Origin of the sequence: Myxococcus xanthus (genome assembly GCF_013116825.1) — a bacterium.
Taxonomy (GTDB): Bacteria; Myxococcota; Myxococcia; order Myxococcales; family Myxococcaceae; genus Myxococcus; species Myxococcus xanthus_B.
The window spans coordinates 1-414 of the sequence record NZ_JABFNS010000338.1 but is presented as its reverse complement, the minus strand read 5'-3'; the positions used below and the strand labels follow the sequence as shown (position 1 = coordinate 414).

Annotated in this window: 1 protein-coding gene; it reads left to right on the top strand. The window is 67.4% G+C overall.

Translation table 11 applies throughout. From position 1 onward, the window contains the following. A partial coding sequence (locus HNV26_RS37610) for an AsmA family protein (protein ID WP_171453067.1) occupies window positions 1–414 on the top strand: 414 nt, incomplete at both ends.

Here is a 414-nt window from a genome sequence, read left to right as displayed (position 1 = left end):
GCCCGACGCCGCCTTCGCCACCGACCGCTGGAACGCGATGGACTTGGACCTGAAGTTCAAGGGCGAGCGCATCGTGCGCGACGAAAGCCTGCCGATCGAAAACCTCGACGTGCATGCCCGAATGGAGAACGCCCAGCTCACGCTGTCGCCGCTGCGCTTCGGCGTGGCGCAAGGCAAGATCGATTCCACCGTGGTGCTCGACGGCCGCGAGGGCCCGCTCAAGGCGCAGTTGCGCGGCAGCGTGGACGGGCTGCGCCTGTCCGCCCTCTTCCCCAAGGTCGAACTGATGGAGAAGAGCTTCGGCCGGCTGGACGGGGCCATGGCCGTGAACGGCACCGGCAATTCGATCGCGAAGATGCTGGGCACGAGCAACGGCGAGGCGCGCGTGTACATCCGCGACGGCCGCTTCAGCAA